Annotated in this window: 17 protein-coding genes and 2 pseudogenes; 13 read left to right on the top strand and 6 right to left on the bottom strand. The window is 44.9% G+C overall.

The genetic code is table 11. The features are described from left to right. Both dnaN and dnaA read right to left on the bottom strand, forming a co-directional pair. Positions 1-647 (bottom strand): DNA polymerase III subunit beta (dnaN, locus tag ABCM67_RS15085; protein ID WP_342992971.1); only part of this gene is annotated, 647 nt, incomplete at its 3' end. A 277-nt stretch (positions 648-924) separates the two neighbouring features. After that, the gene (gene dnaA / locus ABCM67_RS15080) at positions 925-2,292 is read right to left on the bottom strand and encodes a chromosomal replication initiator protein DnaA (RefSeq protein ID WP_342992970.1); all 1,368 of its coding nucleotides are present in this window, start codon (positions 2,290-2,292) and stop codon (positions 925-927) included. Positions 2,293-2,864: 572 nt separating this feature from the next. Between dnaA and rpmH the strand changes: the two genes are divergently transcribed. The 5 genes from rpmH to jag all read left to right on the top strand — a co-directional run bounded on the left by rpmH (position 2,865) and on the right by jag (position 6,120). After that, positions 2,865-2,999 carry a 50S ribosomal protein L34 gene (gene rpmH, locus ABCM67_RS15075; RefSeq protein ID WP_005423866.1) on the top strand — a complete coding sequence of 45 codons (135 nt, stop codon included), beginning with the start codon at positions 2,865-2,867 and terminating at the stop codon, positions 2,997-2,999. 82 nt (positions 3,000-3,081) lie between these two features. Then, a complete protein-coding gene (gene rnpA / locus ABCM67_RS15070) occupies positions 3,082-3,444 on the top strand; it encodes a ribonuclease P protein component (protein ID WP_021650160.1) in 363 nt (120 codons plus the stop codon). Then, on the top strand, positions 3,422-3,634 hold the full coding sequence (yidD, locus tag ABCM67_RS15065) for a membrane protein insertion efficiency factor YidD (RefSeq protein WP_092072376.1): 213 nt from the start codon (positions 3,422-3,424) through the stop codon (positions 3,632-3,634). Before rnpA ends, yidD begins: the two co-directional genes overlap by 23 nt. A 134-nt stretch (positions 3,635-3,768) precedes the next feature. Further along, complete coding sequence (gene yidC, locus ABCM67_RS15060; RefSeq protein ID WP_015526552.1) at positions 3,769-5,091, top strand: membrane protein insertase YidC; 1,323 nt, start codon at positions 3,769-3,771, stop codon at positions 5,089-5,091. A gap of 21 nt (positions 5,092-5,112) precedes the next feature. Next, complete coding sequence (gene jag / locus ABCM67_RS15055) at positions 5,113-6,120, top strand: RNA-binding cell elongation regulator Jag/EloR (protein ID WP_015526551.1); 1,008 nt, start codon at positions 5,113-5,115, stop codon at positions 6,118-6,120. A gap of 88 nt (positions 6,121-6,208) precedes the next feature. On the opposite strand, the pseudogene ABCM67_RS15050 reads toward jag, so the two are convergent. Beyond that, a pseudogene (locus ABCM67_RS15050) lies at positions 6,209-6,430 on the bottom strand (DUF6783 domain-containing protein). Here ABCM67_RS15050 and ABCM67_RS15045 point away from each other — a divergent pair. The 8 genes and pseudogenes from ABCM67_RS15045 to ABCM67_RS15010 form a co-directional block, all read left to right on the top strand. Further along, positions 6,368-6,505 (top strand): annotated as a pseudogene (locus tag ABCM67_RS15045) (DUF6783 domain-containing protein); the annotation flags it as partial. The pseudogenes ABCM67_RS15050 and ABCM67_RS15045 sit on opposite strands and share 63 nt — an antisense overlap. A 168-nt stretch (positions 6,506-6,673) precedes the next feature. Further along, on the top strand, positions 6,674-8,050 hold the full coding sequence (gene mnmE / locus ABCM67_RS15040) for a tRNA uridine-5-carboxymethylaminomethyl(34) synthesis GTPase MnmE (protein WP_342992969.1): 1,377 nt from the start codon (positions 6,674-6,676) through the stop codon (positions 8,048-8,050). 852 nt (positions 8,051-8,902) lie between these two features. Then, on the top strand, positions 8,903-10,792 hold the full coding sequence (gene mnmG, locus ABCM67_RS15035) for a tRNA uridine-5-carboxymethylaminomethyl(34) synthesis enzyme MnmG (protein ID WP_015526548.1): 1,890 nt from the start codon (positions 8,903-8,905) through the stop codon (positions 10,790-10,792). 45 nt (positions 10,793-10,837) lie between these two features. Further along, on the top strand, positions 10,838-11,557 hold the full coding sequence (gene rsmG, locus ABCM67_RS15030) for a 16S rRNA (guanine(527)-N(7))-methyltransferase RsmG (protein WP_059086520.1): 720 nt from the start codon (positions 10,838-10,840) through the stop codon (positions 11,555-11,557). A gap of 302 nt (positions 11,558-11,859) precedes the next feature. After that, on the top strand, positions 11,860-12,930 hold the full coding sequence (locus tag ABCM67_RS15025) for an ABC transporter ATP-binding protein (protein ID WP_021651032.1): 1,071 nt from the start codon (positions 11,860-11,862) through the stop codon (positions 12,928-12,930). Next, entirely contained in the window at positions 12,927-13,790 is an 864-nt protein-coding gene (locus ABCM67_RS15020) for an ABC transporter permease subunit (RefSeq protein WP_022426692.1), read from the top strand. Before ABCM67_RS15025 ends, ABCM67_RS15020 begins: the two co-directional genes overlap by 4 nt. A 13-nt stretch (positions 13,791-13,803) precedes the next feature. After that, positions 13,804-15,333, top strand: coding sequence for a GldG family protein (locus ABCM67_RS15015; protein WP_114001988.1), 1,530 nt, complete (start codon positions 13,804-13,806; stop codon positions 15,331-15,333). Continuing rightward, positions 15,333-16,889: a DUF4340 domain-containing protein gene (locus ABCM67_RS15010; protein WP_147602758.1), complete on the top strand. Its 1,557-nt coding sequence runs from the start codon at positions 15,333-15,335 to the stop codon at positions 16,887-16,889. Before ABCM67_RS15015 ends, ABCM67_RS15010 begins: the two co-directional genes overlap by 1 nt. 281 nt (positions 16,890-17,170) lie before the next feature. Here ABCM67_RS15010 and ABCM67_RS15005 read toward each other — a convergent pair whose 3' ends face one another. From ABCM67_RS15005 to ABCM67_RS14995, 3 genes are all read right to left on the bottom strand, one after another. Further along, positions 17,171-17,323, bottom strand: coding sequence for a hypothetical protein (locus ABCM67_RS15005; RefSeq protein WP_173722542.1), 153 nt, complete (start codon positions 17,321-17,323; stop codon positions 17,171-17,173). Further along, positions 17,320-17,454 carry a hypothetical protein gene (locus ABCM67_RS15000; protein ID WP_342992968.1) on the bottom strand — a complete coding sequence of 45 codons (135 nt, stop codon included), beginning with the start codon at positions 17,452-17,454 and terminating at the stop codon, positions 17,320-17,322. Before ABCM67_RS15000 ends, ABCM67_RS15005 begins: the two co-directional genes overlap by 4 nt. A gap of 319 nt (positions 17,455-17,773) precedes the next feature. Next, positions 17,774-19,654: YhgE/Pip domain-containing protein (locus tag ABCM67_RS14995; RefSeq protein ID WP_342992967.1), on the bottom strand; the 1,881-nt coding region annotated here is incomplete at its 5' end.

Genomic DNA, 19,654 nt, shown 5'->3' with positions numbered 1-19,654 from the left:
ATGCTGACCTGATCATCCACTTCTCCGGAAAGGATCTTGCTGACCTCGCTTAAAGTTTTGCCCGGAACTACCACCTTACGGTCAGAATAATCTTTCTTAAGGGACATTTTGCGGATAGAGATACGATGTCCGTCCAGAGAAACTACCTTCAGACAGTTATTTTTGATCTCAAAAAGTTCACCGGTCATAAGTTTATTGTTTTCATTTACAGCAATCGAAAAAATAGTCTGGCGGATCATTTCTTTCAGTGTGTACTGAGAGATCGTCAGCGGTTCATCCTTCTCGATCATCGGTAAATAAGCAAAATCTTCTCCTGATTTTCCAGGGATATTGAATTTTGCTTTTTCACAGGTAATGGTTGCTGCATACTTATCATCGGTCTTAATGGTAACATCATTATCCGGAAGTCGTCTGATGATTTCATAGAAGATTTTTGCATCAAGAGCAACTTTACCTTTTTCTTCAATAGTACCATCAACGATGGTTTCAATTCCCAGCTCCATATCGTTGGTGGTAAATTTGATCTGGTTTGTGGTTGCATCCATGAGAATACATTCAAGGATTGGCATTGTGGTTTTTGATGGAACTGCTTTGAGTGCGATACTTACACTTTTTAACAGACTTGATTTGGAGCAGATGATTTTCATAGTGTGTATAACTCCCTTTCTGAACAAATTGTGGTTTTTATAAATATATTTATAGAAAAAATCCGCAGTAACCGCCGTAGGGGGCCAGATTTTGTGAAAAACTCCCGCAGGCCTGATGTTTTCAGGGGTTTTCCGTTGGGATAACTTTGTGTAAAAGTGGTATTTTCGCATGTGAATAACCCGGGGATAAAATTACCGCCGCGTTTTGGCAAAAAAGTTGTACACATCTCTCCACATACAATCAACACGTTATACACCAGTAATGTGGAAAACTTCCCTAACCTTGTGGATTAATCTTCTTTTTCAATATATCAATGGTATTTTTTAAGTTATCGTCGTTCTGCAATTCGTTTTCGATCTTTTCAATACCGTGCATAACGGTGGTATGGTCACGGTTTCCGAGCGCTTTTCCGATATTTTTCAAAGGTGTGGATATGATCTCACGGCAGAGATACATGGAAACCTGGCGGGGCATGACGATCTTGGAGTTTCGTTTGTTTCCGCTTAAGTCCGCAGGTGTGACTCCGTAATGCTCTGCAACAACGGAGATGATGTATTCCGGTGTGATCACTTTTTTCTCATCCGGAGAAATAATATCCTTCAGTGCCTGCTCTGCCAGCTCCAGAGTTACTTCCTTTTTCTCAAGCTTGGCTCCGGCCATGACCTTGTTGAAGGCACCTTCCAGCTCACGGATATTGGATTTGATATTGGTAGCGATATATTTGATAACATCTTCACTGATGTTGTAGCCGTTCATTTCTTCATTTTTATGAAGGATCGCCATTCGGGTTTCGTAATCAGGCAGCGTGATATCTGCGATCAGACCCCACTCGAACCGGGAACGGAAGCGCTCTTCCAGGATTTCCATATCCTTCGGTGGTTTATCAGAGGATATGATGATCTGCTTTTTGGCACTGTGAAGACTGTTAAATGTATGGAAAAATTCCTCCTGTGTGGATTCTTTTCCTATAATAAACTGAATATCATCGACAAGAAGAACGTCGATATTTCTGTATTTTTCACGGAATTTGCTCATTGCCGTGTTATTTCCGTTTCGGATGGTTTCGATCAGCTCGTTGGTAAATTCCTCACTGGTTACATACAAAACACGGCTGTTTTCGTCGTGTTCCAGAATGAAATGAGCGATGGAATGCATAAGATGCGTCTTACCAAGACCGGCTCCGCCATAGATAAACAGTGGATTGTAGGTATCTCCCGGTGATTCAGCAACTGCAAGAGCTGCGGCCTGGGCGAATTTGTTATTACTTCCTACAACGAAGGTGTCGAAGGTGTATTTTGGATTTAAATGCGCCTCTTCGTAACGTGTATCCTGAACCTGTTTATCATAAGAAGTGTTTTTTTCTGTTTTTTTGGGGAGATCTTTTTGCAGAACGAAGCGAACCTCGCATTCTTCCATGCCTGTCAGTACACAGATAGTAACCTGGAGGGGTATTTTGTAGCGTTTACTGATGTAATTGACTCCGATCGCTGCCTGTTCAGAGGGAACAACCACTGTTATCAGCTTTCCGTCAACCTCATAAACTTTCAGCGGCTTGAGCCAGGTATTAAAAGGGACATCAGTCACCTCATATTCAGATTTGACAGTTTGCAGGATCTCCTCCCATTTTTCAATAACAGCGTCCATTTTTTCCTCCCATGAGTATTATAATAACCCCAGTCTGCGACTGGAGATAGATATCCTTTTATATATTACAATGAAAATGGGGTTTTCGCAATGGAAAATCCTTGAGATTTTGGGGAAAAGAATGTGGATAATGTGAGGAAATTACTGTGGATTAGGGTGGATTATTGTGGATAAGAGTCCTGGAGGTTTCCATAAGTCGAGAATTGGTGGAAAATGTGGAAGAATTATGTGTATAAAAAAATCCACCTTAAAAATACCGCAAATAAAGGGTTTTTTTGAAAACGATGTGAACAAACCCTCCGAAAAAGTGGATAGATTTCTGGTCAATCCACAAGTTATCCACAAGTTATCCACAAAATGTGGATAATGTTACGTAAACCATAAGCGCTTTCCACATAAGAGAAAAAAATAAATACCGTAAGGTGGGGGTATTTTATAGAACCCTTGATTTTATCGGGTTTTTTGCAATTTTTACTTGACGAAAAGGAGGTTTATTTATATAATTGAAACGATGTTCTGAATGATAAGTTATTTCATAACAATTAAAAATAGATAAAGGAGGTGCTTTACCTATGAAGATGACATTTCAGCCAAAAAAGAGATCCAGAGCTAAAGTTCACGGCTTCAGAGCTCGCATGAGCACAAAGGGCGGACGTAAAGTATTAGCTGCAAGAAGATTAAAAGGAAGAAAACAGTTATCAGCATAAGCTGCAAGACCGCATTTATGTGGTCTTTTCTTCTATCCGGAGAAATATCCGCGCAGGCGGAATCTAATTAAGGAGGATTCGTTTGATCAGATCAGAGTCCTTAAAGAAAAATCAAGATTTTAAAGTTGTATATCAGAACGGAACATCGTACGCAAATCGGCTTCTGGTGATGTACGTGCTGAAGAATCAGCACATGAAGAATCGTCTGGGAATATCAGTAAGCAAAAAAGTAGGGAACAGTGTGGTTCGCCACAGACTCACCAGATTGATCAGAGAAAGCTATCGTCTCAACGAAACAGATTTTGACAGTAACCTTGATATTGTAGTAGTAGCGAGAGCCGCAGCCAAGGGCAAGAGCTTTCACGAGATAGAGAGTGCTTTTCTGCATCTTGCAAGAAAGCATCATATAACAGGGAATGAACATGATAAAGAAATTTCTGATTAAGATGATAAGGCTCTATCAAAAATATATATCGCCGATGAAGAGAACGAAATGTCCTTATATTCCCACATGTTCTCAATATGGTTTGGAAGCAATCGAAAAATATGGCGCATTTAAGGGCAGTCTTCTTGCGGTATGGAGGATATTGCGATGCAATCCTTTTTCCCACGGAGGCTATGACCCTGTGCCATGAATTATTTTGTGACTGTTCAGCCTTTTCCCGGGCAGAGCAGTTATCGGAATTTGTAACTGTTCAGTACCTCCGCAGTTAGTGGACGAATGAATAGTTACCGGACTTTTACAATTGAATAAGAAGTCTAGGAGGAAATGAATTTGGAACTGTTTTTAGCAACAAAAACCGGAACTCCTATTATCGGACAGATCGCGTCTGTGATGGGATGGATCATGGATGGCATATATAAGATGCTTGACGGCCTGTTCGGAATCCAGAACATTGGTCTTTGTATCATTATCTTCAGTATTCTTATCTTTGCCTTTATGACACCGCTGCAGATCAAGCAGCAGAAATTCTCCAAGTTAAGTGCGATCATGCAGCCTGAGATCCAGAAGATCCAGAAGAAATATCAGGGTAAAAAGGATCAGGCCTCTATGATGAAAATGAACGAAGAAACCCAGGCTGTTTATCAGAAATATGGTGTTTCTCCAACCGGTAGCTGTGTACAGTTAGCCATTCAGATGCCTATTCTGTTTGCTCTGTATCAGGTTATTTACCGGATTCCTGCTTACGTTGGAAGTGTAAAGAACATTTTTACTGGTGTAGTTGACAACCTGCTAGCTGTAAACGGATACACAGATATCCTGCAGCAGTTTATCACAGACCATTCCATGACACGAGTGCGTCTCGTTATGGACAGTGCCGGAAATGCTACAAGTAACTCGATTGTTGATTTTCTGTATGCACTTTCTCCTTCCCAGTGGAAAGAGCTGGCACAGATGAATCAGTTTTCAGGATTTTCTGATGCGATCACAAAAGCATCCGGCAATATTTCCAAGATGCAGGGCTTCTGTGGACTGAATATCGCAGACCAGCCGCTGTACTATATCATGGAATTCTTCAAAAATCATGGTTCTCTGTTACTTGCGATCGTAGCACTTCTGATCCCGGTTCTTGCATGGGCAACTCAGATGCTGAACCTGAAGCTTATGCCACAGGCTGCAACACAGCCGGCAGACGGAAATGATCAGGCCAGCGCAATGGCAAACTCCATGAAAACCATGAACATGGTCATGCCTCTGATGTCTGCATTCTTCTGTTTCACATTCCCGGTTGGTCTTGGTATCTACTGGATCGCCAGTGCTGTCGTTCGAAGTGCCCAGCAGTTTGCAATCAATCGTCATCTTGATAAGATGAACATTGATGATTTGGTTAATGAGAATATGAAGAAGATCGAAGCGAAGCGTGCGAAGGAAGGACTTCCGCCGCAGAAGATCACCAATCAGGCTCATCAGTCCGCCAAGAATATCAATAAACCTGTGATCAATAAGGGCAACAGCGGAAACAATGGTGCTTCAGACAGAGCACAGAAGGTTGATACTGCTTATGAGAAGGCAAGAAGTGCAAAACCGGGCAGCATCACAGCTAAAGCAAATCTCGTAAGAGACTTTGATGAGAGAAATAAGAAGAAATAATCAGGAACGGAGGGGTTCGTAATGGAGGATTACATTCAGTTTTCAGCAAAAACAAAGAATGAAGCTATCACAAAAGCGTGTCTTGAGCTTGGAACTTCCAGTGACCAGCTTGATATTCAGGTTATCAGTGAAGGCAGCTCCGGATTCTTCGGAATCGGCAGCAAACCTGCCGTGATCAAAGTTCGCAGAATCGAGCCAGTTTCTGATATGCAGGAAATCGATGAACTGGTAGAGTCCGTGAAACTGGACGCTATCAAAGAAGAGAAGAAATTAGAAAAGCCTTTTACTCCGGATGTAAAGAAAGAATCTGCACCGAAAGCAGCTCCTGCAGAGGAGAAGAAGCCGGTGAAGAAAGAAGCTGTACAGGTGGAGAAGGCATCCGAAGAAGCACCTGCAAAGGCAGCAGCACCAAAGGAAAGACCTGCAAGGGATTTCCAGGGCAAAGCAAAGCCTGCACGTGAGAAACAGCCAAGAGCTCCAAAGGAGCGTCAGCCGAAGGAAACACGTGAGAGAGCACCGAAGCAGGGCAGACCGATAGAGATCCTCAGCGATCCGGAGAAGATCAGAGAGGTTGAGGAGAGAGCAGTCGTATTTCTTCGTGACGTATTCGGCTCCATGGATCTTGGAGAAGTGGAGATCACATCGAAATACAACACTGCAGACGGTTCTCTGGATGTGGATTTTGAAGGTGAGGATATGGGTATCCTCATCGGAAAAAGAGGCCAGACACTGGATTCTCTTCAGTATCTGACAAGCCTTGTGGTAAACAAAGGCGAGTCTACCTACATTCGTGTAAAACTCGATACCGAGGACTACAGACGCCGTCGTAAGGAAACTCTGGAGAACCTTGCAAGAGGAATCGCCTTCAAGGTAAAGAAAACCAGAAAACCGGTAGTTCTGGAACCGATGAATCCGTACGAAAGAAGGATCATCCATGCATCTCTGCAGGGCAACCGCTATGTAGAGACAGTCAGTGAGGGAGAAGAACCTTACAGGCATGTAGTAGTAAAACTGAAACGCAATAATTGATGATCCACCGGTAAAGCTATAAGCCGTATCCCGGAGCGTAAGCTCCGTGGGTACGGCTTTTTTGTATGGAACTGAAAATTAAAAATTATCATTGCAATCTCCGCAACAATTCTTTATAATCATTGAAGAGCAAATAACAAAAGATATTTCTGCAGCGGACATCCGGAATGCAGAGATTAGAGCGTATTTGAAAAATCATTCCCGCAATCTGCACGCCCCACTTTGCGGTATATTTTGCCCGAATTCAGTTGCCGTAGCCCGCTACGGCGCCTTCATCCGGACAAAATCTCCCACAAATTGTGACGCACATCTTGCAGAAAGCCTTTTTCAAACACGCTCTAGCATTATAAATATGGAAACTGACAGAAGATGTTATTCTAGGTGAAAGCGTGAATAACACGTGTTTTTTGCGTGTAAAAAGCTTTTCCGGAGTAACATTTTTGCGTTTAACCGGATGCTTTTATCCGCTGGACCAGGATAAACGGCATGGCAGCGATCAGCTGCAGTGTGATATAGCGGATGCTTTTATCCGTTTGACAAAGGAGAGTGAAAAATGGAAGAGACAACGATTGCTGCGATTTCCACAGCCATGAGCGCATCGGGAATCGGGATCGTCAGGATCAGTGGCCCGGAGGCTTTTGAGATCGCATCCGGAGTATACCGTTCCAAGGGTGGAAAAAAATCTCTGAAAAACGTCCCAAGCCACACCATCCATTATGGATATATTTATGATAACGAAGAAATGGTAGACGAAGTGCTGGTCATGGCCATGCGCGGACCACGGACATACACAGGAGAAGATACCATAGAAATCGACTGCCACGGCGGCGTTTTAGCCATGAAAAAGGTACTGGAAACTGTGTTGAAAAACGGAGCCATTATTGCCGAGCCGGGAGAATTTACCAAGCGTGCATTCCTCAATGGAAGGATCGATCTTTCACAGGCTGAGGCCGTTATGGACGTGATACAGTCCAAAAATGAGTACTCATTAAAGAATTCTGTAGGACAATTAAAAGGTTCAGTCCGAAATACTGTACAACAGATCAGAGAAAAACTACTGTACCATATAGCGTACATTGAATCGGCATTAGACGATCCGGAGCACTATGATCTGACAGGATATTCGGAAGAATTAGAACAGATCGTAGCAGAAGAAAAAGAAAAAATACAGAACCTGTTAAAAACAGCCGGAGACGGAAAGATCATACAGGAAGGTATCCGGACCGTGATCCTGGGTAAGCCGAACGCAGGGAAATCTTCTCTGCTGAACCTGCTTCTGGGAGAGGACAGAGCCATCGTGACCGATATCGCAGGAACCACCAGAGACGTACTGGAAGAGTATATCAACCTGCATGGGATCACATTAAAGATCGCTGACACAGCCGGAATCCGCCAGACAGAAGACATCGTAGAGAAAATCGGCGTATCCAAAGCCAAAGAAATGGCAGCAGACGCAGACCTGATCCTCTATGTCGTAGATTCCTCCGTACCGTTAGATGAAAACGACGAAGAGATCATAAAAATTTTGCAAGAGAAAAAGACAATTGTCCTCTACAGCAAGACAGACCTTGAATCTGCTATAGATATAGAGGATTTAAAGAGCAGAATAAACCAGCCGGTGATCCCAATCTCCGCAAAAGAAGAAACCGGGATCACAGACCTGGAAGAAAAAATCCGGGAAATGTTCTTCAGTGGGGAGATTGATTTCAATGATGAAGTCTACATCACCAATGAACGCCACAGACAGGAGCTTTTAAAAGCACGGGAAAGTCTTTCTCTGGTAGAAAATAGCATAGAAAGCGGAATGCCGGAGGATTTTTATTCCATAGACCTGACAGATGCATACGAAAGTCTGGGACGGATTCTGGGAGAATCACTTGGGGAAGACCTTGTTAATGAGATATTTTCTAAATTTTGTATGGGGAAATAATAACCGCATGGGCTGCGGAGGCCCCGGCCGAATGCCCGCATGGATTGCGGAATCCCGGCCGTATATGCCGCATGGATTGCGGAACTCCGGTCGTATAACCGCATAGATTGCGGCTCCCTGCTGTATGCCACATGGACTGCGGAAGCCCGCAGAGGGTAGATCACATTGGAATGTGAGAAAACCGCAAAGGGGCACAAGGCCGCGCCCCTCTGCACACCCCTGGGCCTTTTTTATATAGTGCAGCGATTGTGGAATGCTGAAAGAAACTAACTTGTGTCTGTATGCTTCTGTATCGGCAATTCGACACTGAGCCGAAATATATCAAACGGAACTTTGTATATTTCTGTAGGATATATTGTTGCATAATATAGATTGCGGAGACCCCGCCGTATATACCGCATAGATTGCGGAACTCCGGCTGTATATGCCGCATGGGTTGTGGAACCTCGGCTGCATATGCCGCATAGATTGCGGCTCCCGGCTGTACGCCACATGGACTGCAGAATTCCGCAGACGTGCATCGCACGTCGAGAACCTCATTACAGTTCCACTGCAACCTCCTCGGCACAACGTTCCGCATCCAATACCGAAGCATACAGACAAAAGTCAACACCGTACCCCACACCACAACCCAAGAACTCCTAAAAAAAGCCCGAGGGGTGTGCAGAGGGGCCGTGGCTTTACGGCCCCTTTGCGGTTTTCCACAGCTTCCCAAAGCAAAAAAACCAGGCCTTCTGCCAAGCAAGAAAGTAAAAATAAAACCAAAAACCAACCACACAATAAACAAAGAAAAAGAAAATCACAAAGAAAAATAAAGAAAAAGAATAAGAGAAAAAATAAAGGAGAAAAAGCATGAAAAATCTGGAACAGTTTTTCGACATCATAGTAGTAGGCGCCGGTCACGCAGGCTGCGAAGCATCACTGGCATGCGCCCGCTTAGGGCTCAACACAGTCATGTTCACAGTCAGCGTAGACAGCATCGCCCTTATGCCCTGCAACCCCAATGTAGGCGGCAGCTCCAAAGGCCATCTCGTCCGTGAGCTGGATGCTCTCGGTGGGGAAATGGGTAAAAACATAGACAAAACCTTCATCCAGTCCAAAATGCTCAACCAGTCCAAAGGCCCTGCAGTCCATTCCCTTCGTGCACAGGCCGATAAACAGGCCTACAGCACAGAAATGAGAAAGACACTGGAAAATACAGAGAACTTAACCATCCGCCAGGGTGAAGTGACCGAGCTTCTGGTAGAAGACGGGCACATCACCGGTGTAAAAACCTTCTCAGGAGCTACCTACCACGCAAAAGCTGTAGTCCTCTGTACAGGAACCTACCTCAAGGCCCGCTGCATTTACGGCGACGTCAGCAACTATACAGGACCGAACGGCCTTCAGGCAGCCAATTACCTTACGGATTCCCTGAAAAAGCTGGGGATCGAAATGTTCCGCTTCAAAACAGGAACTCCGGCCAGAATCGCCGGAAACACCATTGATTATTCTAAGATGGAAGAGCAGTTCGGAGATGAAAGAGTCGTACCGTTCTCTTTTTCCACAGACCCGGAATCTGTACAGATCGAGCAGAAATCCTGCTGGCTGACCTATACAAACGAAAAAACACACGAGATCATCCGTGCAAATCTGGACAGATCCCCCCTTTATTCCGGAATGATCGAAGGAACCGGACCACGTTACTGTCCGTCCATTGAGGATAAAGTAGTTCGTTTTGCAGACAAAAAACGCCATCAGGTATTTATTGAACCGGAAGGTCTTTACACAAATGAAATGTACATCGGCGGAATGTCCAGCTCCCTGCCGGAGGATGTTCAGTACGAGATGTACCATTCCGTACCGGGTCTGGAGAACGCCAGGATCGTAAAAAATGCTTACGCTATTGAGTATGACTGCATCAATCCGCGCCAGCTCTATCCCACACTGGAATTCAAAAAGATCAAGGGCCTTTTCAGCGGCGGACAGTTTAACGGAAGCTCCGGATATGAGGAAGCAGCCGCTCAGGGCCTCATAGCGGGAATTAATGCAGCTATGGAGGTAAAAGGCCGGGAACAGCTGATTTTGGACCGCTCAGAGGCATATATTGGCGTTCTCATCGATGATCTGGTAACAAAGGAGAACCATGAGCCGTACCGAATGATGACAAGCCGTGCTGAGTACCGTCTGCTCCTCCGCCAGGACAACGCAGATCTTCGTCTTCGCAAAAAAGGCTGGGAGGTCGGCCTGATCGATGATGAGACATACCATAAATTACAGGAAAAAGAGCGCCGGATCCAGGAAGAGATCGAGAGAGTGGAACATGCAACCGTAGGTGGTTCTGCAGAGGTACAGAGCCTTCTGGAATCTCTGAACAGTACTCTTCTGAAATCCGGAACCACCATTGCAGAGCTGATTCGTCGGCCGGAGCTTAACTATAAGGTGCTTGCACCCATCGATAAAGAAAGACCGGAGCTTCCGGAAGATGTATGTGAGCAGGTAGAGATCAACATCAAATATGATGGCTACATCCGCCGCCAGATGAAGCAGGTAGAGCAGTTTAAGAAACTGGAGCAGAAAAAGCTTCCGGAAGACATTGATTACGAAGATGTAGGAAGCCTCCGCATTGAGGCACGCCAGAAGCTGGAAGCCTACAGACCGGTGTCCATCGGCCAGGCGTCCCGTATCTCCGGTGTATCCCCGGCTGACATTTCCGTGCTTCTTGTATATCTGGAAAGCAGATCCGGACATAAACACGGATAATACAACGAATAACAATAAAACACAGAAAATAAGAGAGGAAGCTGCATGTACAATTTAGAAATCCTGGAAAAAGGCTGCGAGGAGCTTGGGATCACACTCAGTGACACGCAGAAAAACCAGTTTATCCGATTCTACGAATATCTTGTAGAAAAAAACAAAGTCATGAACCTCACCGGTATCACAGAATTTGACGAGGTTCTCGTGAAACATTTCCTGGACAGCCTCTGCTGCGTCAAGGCTGTAGATATGGGTAAGATAAAAACCGTTATGGACATCGGAACCGGCGCCGGATTCCCGGGTGTTCCCCTGAAGATTGCCTTCCCGGAGGTGGAAGCCTGCCTTCTGGACTCCCTCAATAAAAGAGTAAAATTCCTGGAAGAAACCTTTGCGCTCCTGGGCCTGGAGGGGATTTCCGCCATTCACGGAAGAGCTGAAGAATATGCAAAAAACAAAGCCTACAGAGAAAAATATGATCTCTGCGTATCCAGAGCAGTATCCGGACTTGCAACCCTGTCTGAATACTGTCTCCCGTATGTAAAAGTCGGAGGGCTTTTTGTCTCCTATAAATCCGGTTCTGTAAAGGAAGAAGCAGAAGCAGCAGAGAAAGCAGTAAAGATCCTTGGTGGAAAGATCAGGGATATTCAGTACTTTGACCTTCCGGGCTCCGAGATCGGCCGCTCCCTGGTCATTATCGAGAAGGTAAAGAACACCCCGGGCAAATATCCGAGAAAAGCCGGAACACCGCTCAGAGAGCCACTGGCATAAGATACCTCCTGTCGAACAAAGGCAAAATTTGTCCGACAGGAGATTTTTTTGTCCGGGAGTTTCACAAAATTATCACAAATTTATCCTACTTTTATCACAAATTACTTTTACACTATAATCCGATAGAGATGCCCCTGGATTCCCCCATTCTCTGTTTCATCCAGGGGCATTTTCTATTGGTGTTGAAAAGACGCCAGAGTCAAGGGCTTCAGTTTCAGGACCTTTTGCCTCTGGCATCTTATAAAATGGGAAATCGATAATTAAAAAAAGTATTTCCCTGAGAATAAAAGGAGGAGAGTAAAGTGATCGAAGTAAGTAATCTGGTCAAAAAGTATGGCGATCATACTGCAGTTGACCATCTTTCCTTTCAGATCGAAAAGGGGAAAATTTACGGATTCCTGGGCCCCAACGGTGCAGGAAAATCAACAACTATGAACATGATCACAGGATACATTGCTTCCACAGAAGGAAAAGTGATGATCGATGGTCATGATATTCTGGAGGAACCGGAGGCAGCCAAGAAATGTATCGGCTATCTGCCGGAAATGCCGCCGCTCTATTTTGATATGACTGTTCTTGAGTACATGAAATTTGCGGCTGATCTGAAAAAAATCCCAAGAAACCAAAAAGACAAGCAGATAAAAGAAGTCATGGATATGGTAAAGATCACAGACATGAAAGACCGTCTGATCAAAAACCTTTCCAAAGGTTATCGCCAGAGGGTGGGCCTTGCACAGGCAATCCTGGGATATCCGGAGGTGATCATCCTGGATGAGCCGACAGTAGGACTTGACCCGAAGCAGATCATCGAGATCCGTGACCTGATCAAAGGCCTGAAGCAGAAGCACACGGTTATCCTAAGCTCCCATATCCTTTCCGAGGTAAGAGCAGTGTGTGATTATGTTCTGATCATTTCCCATGGAAAGCTGGTAGCCAGCGATACACCGGATAATCTGGAACGTCTGGCAGCAGGCTCCAACAGCCTCCTTATGAAGGTAAAAGGCGAGAAAGACACGATTCGAAAAGCTCTGGAAACGATCGAAGGCGTAACCGGGGTGGAAATGTCCTATGACAGCGATGAGAAATTGTGGAAAACAAAACTTTCCATTCAGGAAAATGTGGATATCCGTGAAAAAGTCTTCTACGCTATGGCAAAAGCGAACTGTCCGATCTACGAGATGCAGGTTAAGAGAGTTTCCCTTGAGGATGTATTCCTTGAGCTTACCGAAGGAGAGAAAAAATCCGCCGGAAAACCGGAAAGCTCACAGTGGAAACCGGTAGAAGACAGATCATCGGAAGAAGAAAAAACTCAGGAAGAAAAAAACGGGGAACCAGAGAAGGCTTCTGATGAGAAAGAGGGGGATCAGTCATGACAGCGATTTTTAAAAGAGAACTGAAAAGCTATCTGACCTCCATGGTTGGATATCTCTTCATATTTTTTGTCCTGGTGCTGACCGGAATTTATTTTTCCGCATATCAGCTTTCAGGCGGCTATTCAAAATTTGAAACTACCTTAAGCGCACTGACCTTTGTGTTCCTGATCGGTGTGCCAATCCTTTCCATGCGTGTACTTGCAGAAGAGCGCAAGCAGAAAACGGATCAGCTTCTTTTGACCGCACCGGTGTCTGTATGGGATATCGTATTTGGAAAATATCTTGCACTGGTAGCTGTGTTTGCCATTCCGGTCGTGATCATGTGCGTTTATCCTCTGATCATGAGTAAGTTCGGAACGATTTCCTATGCTTCCGCATACACCGGGATCCTGGGATTTTTCCTTCTGGGATGCGCAAATCTGGCGATCGGTGTATTTATGTCAGCACTTACAGAAAGCCAGGTAATTGCAGCAGTACTTACTTTTGTATTCCTGTTCGCCTTCTATATGATGAACGGAATTTCCTCATTCTTTTCACAGACCTCCATGTCAACCGCAGTGGCATTCGGACTTCTGATCGTGGCGATCGCTATCATCATTTATACCATGATCAAAAATGTCCTGATCTCTGTAGTGATCGGAGCTGTGGGAGAGATTGCCCTTGTGATCGTATACGTTGTAAAATCCAGTATTTTCCAGGGTGGTATCCAGAAGGTACTGAACGTATTTAACCTGAGCGGACATTATGATAATTTTACAAACGGCGTGTTTGACGTGACAGGAATCGTTTATTTTATTTCTGTTATTGCGATCTGCCTGTTCCTTACCATGCAGTCCATTCAGAAGAGACGCTGGAACTAGGGGGTGAAGGGAAATGAAATTCAGTGAGAAATTTAAGAAAAATAAAGGCGAGGCAGCCGTACCGGAGACAGCACAGGACTCCGGCAAAAAGAAACATAAACCGGATCCGAAAAAGCTGGTAGGCACCATCAGCAAAAAACATATCAAAAATGGTTCCTACAGCATGGCTATGGCAGCTGTCTTTATCGTGATCGTGGTTGTGATCAATATGATCGTCGGGGCGATCCCATCCAAATATTCACAGCTGGATGTAAGCTCATCCAAGCTTTACACCATCGGTGATGAAACAAAGAAGGTACTGAAGGCACTGGATAAGGATGTTACCATTTATCAGATCGCGGCAAGCGGTTCTGAGGACGACACGATCTCCAATCTGCTTTCACGTTATAAAGATGAGTCCAAGCATATTAAAGTTGAGGTGAAAGACCCTGTTGTAAATCCGAAATTTGCATCGGAATATACAACCGATGATCTTGCGTCAAACAGCCTGATCGTAGTCTGCGGCGACAGAAACAAGGTTATCAATTACAACGATATGTATTCCTCTTCAGTAGACTATAATACCTGGCAGCAGACTACTACCGGATTTGATGGAGAAGGACAGATCACAAGTGCGATCGGTTATGTAACATCCGAGGATCTTCCGATCATGTACACCTTATCCGGACACGGAGAAAAAGATCTGGATTCCAGCTTTAAAGAAGATATCCAGAAAGCAAACATTGATATCAAGGAGCTGAACCTTCTCACAGAGGGAAAGGTTCCGGATGATGCAGACTGCCTGATGATCGTATCTCCGACCAGTGATATTTCCGAGGAAGAAAAAACAGAGCTCCTGGATTATCTGGAGGCAGGCGGAAAAGCTATGATCTTCTCGGATTATACACAGGATGATCTGCCGAACTTTGATGCGGTTCTTGAAAACTATGGTGTAAAGTGTGCCGAGGGAATCGTATTTGAGGGTGATAATCAGCATTATGGAATGCAGATGCCATATTATCTTGTACCAACAGTCAACAGCACAGATGCAAGCTCTGAGACAGCTTCTGCAGGCTCCTATGTACTGGCACCGTATGCGCAGGGCATTCAGAAAACAGATGATGTAAGAGATACCGTAACCATCGACAGTATCCTGACAACCTCTGACAAGGCTTACTCCAAAACAAATATGCAGAGCAGCAATATCGAAAAGGAAGACGGAGATGTAGACGGACCGTTTGATCTTGGTGTTGCCATCACTGAGAAACTGGATGATGATAAGGAAACACAGATCGTTTACTACTCCACAGCAAATCTGATGGAGAGCCAGATAAACCAGATGGTATCCGGCGGAAATGAAAAGCTCCTTCTGGAGTCCTTAAACTGGATGACCAGCACAGACGACAGTAATTCCGTTTCTATTCCATCCAAGAGCCTTGAGTCCACAAGCCTGACAGTAACCGATTATGCTGCAGCCTTCTGGAAGATCTGTACCATTGGTCTGATCCCGGGAGTGTTCCTTGTTGCAGGATTTCTGATCTGGCTTAAGAGGAGAAAAGCATAATGAAAAAATCGACCAAACTTGTTTCAGCAGTTGTTGTTCTGGCAGTTCTCGGCGGCGTTTATGTGGGACTGAACACCTACGTATCCAAAGAAGAAAAGACAGAGAGCAGCGAAGAGGAAAGCAAAACAGAAGTGTTTTCCGTGAAAACGGATGACATTAAATCTCTGGAATTTATCGTAGACAAGAAGGAAGTGACCTTTGAGAAAAAAGATGATTCCTGGGTGAAAAAGGATGAGACTGCTTTTCCTGTAAATCAGACAACTCTGGATTCCGCAGCTTCCGCCATCAAAAAGGTGGAAGCGGACAGAGTCCTGGAGGATGTGGAGGATCTTACGGAATACGGGCTGGATTCTCCATCTAACACAGTAACCGTTGATACCGCTGATGGGACAACGAAGCTCAACATCGGAGATGAGAATACGTCTACGAATCAGTATTACATTTCCAAGGATGATGATGACAGCACGGTATATGTAGTGGCAGCGGACACAGTGTCTCCGTTTATGAATTCCCTTTACGATTATGCACAGGGAGAAGATTTCCCAACAATTGATTCTTCCACAGTGAAAAAGGTCCAGGTCAGCGAGGATAAAGATTCCTATGTCCTGGAAGAAAATTCCGACGGAGCTACATGGGATGTTTCCGGTGACGGAAGCAGCGATAAAGAGTCTGCCGATACAACGGCAGCAGGAAACGTAACCTCCGGACTTGGAAGCTTTGCATTTGACCAGTTTGTAAACTACAATGCAGAGGATCTTTCCCAGTATGGTCTTGATAAGCCCTATGCGACGATTACAGTGGATTATCAGGAAGAGGTGAAGAATGACAGCACAGACAGTACAGAATCCGGAAAAAACGATTCTACGGCCTCTGAGAGCAATTCTGAGAGTGGCGACAGCGCTGACACGGACAGCAGCTCAGAAGATGCAGACAGCAAGACAACCACAGTGGATAAACAGCTTGTCATTTACGTTGGCGATGAGGCAGGAGATGGCAGCAGATATGTAACGGTAGATAACAAACAGATCTATACAATGTCAACGGATACACTGAGTGCAGTTATTGACAAGACGCCGTCAGATCTCTGGTCACTGATCGTCAATTATCTGTCTGTAAAAAATCTGGATCAGCTCCAGGTTACTTACGGTGAAACAACAAGTACTGTAAATGTTTCACGTGAAACATCCACAGATGATGACGGAAACGAAAAAGAAACAACAACCTATCAGCTAGATGGTAAGGAAATAGAAAGTACAACCTTTACCACCTTCTACAACAAGCTGATAAACATGGCAGGACAGAAGAGACTGACAGACGTTTATACACCAGCTGCAGACCCGGAGATGACCGCTGTATTCACAGACTCTGACAAGAACCAGACAACCGTTACCTTCTACACATATGACACAAACTATTATGCAGCTGTCGTTGGAGACAAGGTATTTCTTGTAAACAAAATGACAGTAAAAGAAATGTTCAATGCATATGAAACCATGGTAAACGGTGAAACAGAGACAGAAGCCACAGCAACACCAACAGCTGAGGCGGAAAAATAAAATATTAAGAAAATAAATAAAAACACCTCGGAGATCCGCAAACAATAAGGTGATCTCCGAATATCCGTTTGATGATCAGATATTCGGAGACACCACACAGATCAGGATTTTCCGGGGTGTTTTTATGTTGCTATTATTTTACGGTCCTTACAGATGAATAAGGTCCGTATATTTTTTTACCGTTTGTGATGCGGTATGCACGGATACGGTATTTGGTTGCGGTGCCTGGCTTTTTATCGGTGTAGGTTGTATTTTTTGTATTGCCGATAGCTTTCCAGGTTTTACCCTGAAGACGGTAAATGGGTAGCATAGGTGATGATTCCGTCTGTTTTTGCGGTCAGTGGATTAGATGCATACCAGGTTGCTTTTTCATTGAAAACCGCAGGCTTGCAGTCAGAAAGAGCTCCGGTTTGTGAGTAGATCTGAGAAGTCATATTGCCGCTTCTTCTGAATCTGACAGGAGTGTTTCTGAACTGAAATCTGCTGCATAGATCAGGCACGGTGTACTGGCGATCATGGCAGCGGAGATCATAAGGGATAGCAGTTGGGTTGTTCTCTTTTTCATAGATTTCTTCCTTATGTATGCGTGAATTTTTTGTTGCATGTAAGTCTCTTATGTATGCGTGAATTTTATGTTGCAGGTAAGTCACTGTAATTGTCGCGGCTTGATTTGCGTAACTGTGCAGGGATTTACCTGATCAGATCTAACCAAATGAGGATGCTTTTATCCGCTTGATTTTCTGTAGCTGCTATAATTGTAGCGTGGAGAATTGGTGGAGACAACATAAAAAAAACTGTACAGAAGCTCATCTGAGCAACTGTACAGTTTTAATTTTTCTATATCTAACAGAAGGTTCGGGGGAGCTTCTGTCAGTAACTAAGTATTATGCAAGACCTCTTTCTTCCAGCCAGTCGAAGAGAACAACTTTTTCTGCTTTCTTTCTCTTGGTCATGTGATTGAACTGAAGGATCGTCAGGATCGTGAAGATCACTAACAGTGCAACCATTACAATAATAGAAGTGGTAATGCTCCGGCCACCGCTGATCGTTGCACGGAATGCGTCGACCGTATAAGTAAACGGAACGTATGCATGGATCTTTGCAACGAATGAAGGTGAAACCTCAACCGGATAAGTTCCGGCAGATCCTGCAAGCTGAACGACCATGAATACCAGCATCAGGAAGCTTCCTACTTTACCAAGAGTAATGTTGAAGAAGTACATGATAGAGGTAAAGGTCATTGATGTCAGGCAGGCGAAGAGTACGGTTTTGCCCATCTCTGCAGGTGTGAATCCGTTAAATGCACGTAACAGCAGGATCAGGCAGATTCCCTGAAGGATCGCTACCGGATAAAGGACGGAAGCCTTGCTTGCCCACCATGCGAAACCGGATTTCAGTTTGCCCTTATACTGAGCCAGAGGATACATCAGGCAGAATGCCAGTGCGCCGACCCAGAGGCCTACAGACATCATGTAAGGTGCCATTGCGTGTCCGTTATTCGGGACATCGGTAAGTTTTGTTTCATCGTTCACAACAGGAGTTGCGAACATTTTGATCGTTTCATTACTTGCTGAATTGTCTTTTACAGTGGTAGCTCCATCGCTGAGGCTTGTGGTCAGTGTCTTGGAACCGTCTTTCAGTTCTTTCATACCGCTTCCAAGCTTCTTGGATCCATCATACAACTGAGAGGAACCGCTCTGGATCTGGGCAGCGCCATCTGCAAGCTGTTTTGCACCATTGTTAAGTGTGCTGTTGTTGCTTACAAGCTTCTCGGTACCGCTGAGAAGTGTTGAGGTACCGTTTGCTAATGTCTTAGTTCCGTTTGCAAGAGTAGTAGCACCGCTGGAAAGGGTTTTGGCTCCTGTTGAGAGCTTTTTGGTACCGTCTGTAAGAGCGGAGCTGTTTTCGGAAAGCTTAGCAACACCATCGGTGTAGGTTGTGATTCCGGTTGTCAGTGTTCCGGAACCATCGGCTAATGCTTTTGTTCCATCTGCAAGAGTAGCAGCACCGCTGGAAAGAGCATTGGCTCCTGTTGCCAGTTTCTTGGTGCCGTCTGTAAGAGCAGCACTGTTTTCGGAAAGCTTTGCAATACCATCGGTGTAAGTTGTGATTCCATTTGTCAGTGCCTTAGAACCATCTGCCAGCTGACCTGCACCGGATTTGATATCCGGAAGTGCGTCAGTGATCTGTTTGCCGGCTGTTTTCAGATTTTTTGCACCGTCATTGAGCTGCTTATCATAAGATGTCAGTTGGTCAAATCCATCGTTCAGAGCTTTGATTCCTGCTGCTGCTGCCGGGAAGGCTTTGGCAGTGCCGTCTTCCAGAGACTGAAGTCCTGCGGAAACATTCTTGGTTCCTGTGTTTACAGCCTGTGCCCCTTGGTACAGCTGGGTAACACCTGCAGAAAGCTGAGCGATCAGATCTGTAGGAAGCTGACTTGTAGCTGCAGATAAATGCTCTGCACCTGCGCTCATGGTTGTTGCACCTGCACTCATCTGGTTTGCACCATCTGTCATGGTTGTGGCACCCTCAGAAAGTGTGCCGGCACCCTGAGTCAGTCCTCCGGAGATCTGACTCAGTCCGGAAGCTGCTTCGTTAAGCTTGGAAGCAACAGCATTCAGATTTTCCTGAGTAGAAGAGAGCTGACCGGATACACCAGCTGCAAGCTGTGAAACCTGATCAGAATAGCTGCTCATGTAAGAACCGTCCACGCCAGTCATTCCACCGGCTACGCTGTTTAAAGCGTTGATCACATCATTCAGAGC

It is taken from the genome of Blautia sp. 2227st1_G12_2227SCRN_220401 (genome assembly GCF_039062885.1).
In the GTDB taxonomy this organism is placed as follows: Bacteria; Bacillota; Clostridia; order Lachnospirales; family Lachnospiraceae; genus Blautia_A; species Blautia_A fusiformis.
The sequence above is the reverse complement of the archived record's forward strand: the minus strand, read 5'-3'. Positions and strand labels throughout refer to the sequence as shown.